Raw genomic sequence first — 1,156 nt, 5'->3', positions numbered from 1 at the left:
TTTTGCTGTCCAATCCCATCCGAAACCTCCGTCCAAGCCGGAGGCTTCTTTCGCACGTTCATTCGAATTCTGAAGCAAGGGTATCGGCTTCGCGCTTACCCTCGGACAGGGCTTCTCTGACCATGTCCTGAATAAGATCTTCGTCCTCTACAACGAGGACTATCAGTTCGTTTTGCACCAGGGCGCACCCTCAGTCGCACCACCATCGCGGCAGGATGCCATCTGGCTGCTGCTCAACGTGCTCTATGTTCTGGTCGTCATTCCAGCGCGAAAGGGGCGCTTGCCGCCGCCTGTTGTTCGGGCAGTAGCCGCCATCAGACGGCTCATCAACGAAAGACGTCGCCCCCCCTGAAGGGGGTGGACGGTTAAGTCCACCATTGGGCCTTGGCCGACTAGTAAGGCGAACTGGCATGTCCGGTCCTGAAGACCCGAAGCCGCGATCATCGTGCCAGACCGTTCGCAGCGAAAGTCCGCTGGGTCACAAGCCGCCGAACTGGCGCCGGGCTGCAAACTTCCGGTCTGCACTTGTGAGCTGACATGCAGCGACACCCCGCCAACGGAAGCGCCATGAGCGGAAGATGCTTGCGGGCGAAGAAAGAGGCCGCACGGGAAGCGCCGCCCGCCGCCCGACATTCACGATCCATTCTCGGAAGATAGAACCATCGATCAATGTCTCTCGCCACAAGGCCGCAGCCAGCTTCGGATGTCGTGCCGTCACCTCCGTCAGCTCCGCGTGCGAAATGAACCCAAGCGTGCAAGGCGAAAGGCTGACCAGATCATGGTCCATGATCCCGAGGTGAAGGCTTTGAAGGTCAGGTATGTCGCCGGGAATATGCAAGGACAGGACCTGTCGCTCTCCGTCCGCGGTCGTTTTCGAGCGGAAGGCAAGGCAAACCCCTCAACGATCAGGCAGCACTCGCCGGGACGAAGGCCATCAGCGACAATGATTTCACGCGCGCCGAGATGCCGCTCGCGAATCCGCGGGCTCTGAATGGCGCGGATGTCTTCGCCATCCAGGTGGTTCGATACAGCGAGTTTCGTAATGAGCGCTGACGCAAGATTTGCCGGCATCCGATCACCCTCGTGCGACCTAAATGACGACACGCCACTCCGGCCTGATAGGCGGGAGTCGCTTGAACTCTCAGCGCCGGCGCCC

The 1,156-nt window shown here is 60.1% G+C and carries 1 protein-coding gene; it reads right to left on the bottom strand.

Annotated elements, in window-relative coordinates; genetic code table 11:
* Nucleotides 1-905 precede the first annotated feature (905 nt).
* A partial coding sequence (locus tag IVB36_RS20195; RefSeq protein ID WP_247392822.1) for a hypothetical protein occupies nucleotides 906-1,156 on the bottom strand: 251 nt, incomplete at its 5' end.

It is taken from the genome of Bradyrhizobium sp. 35 (assembly GCF_023073215.1).
Lineage (GTDB): Bacteria > Pseudomonadota > Alphaproteobacteria > Rhizobiales > Xanthobacteraceae > Bradyrhizobium > Bradyrhizobium canariense_D.
Note: the sequence above shows the minus strand (reverse complement) of the source record. Positions and strands in the feature narration are given on the sequence as shown.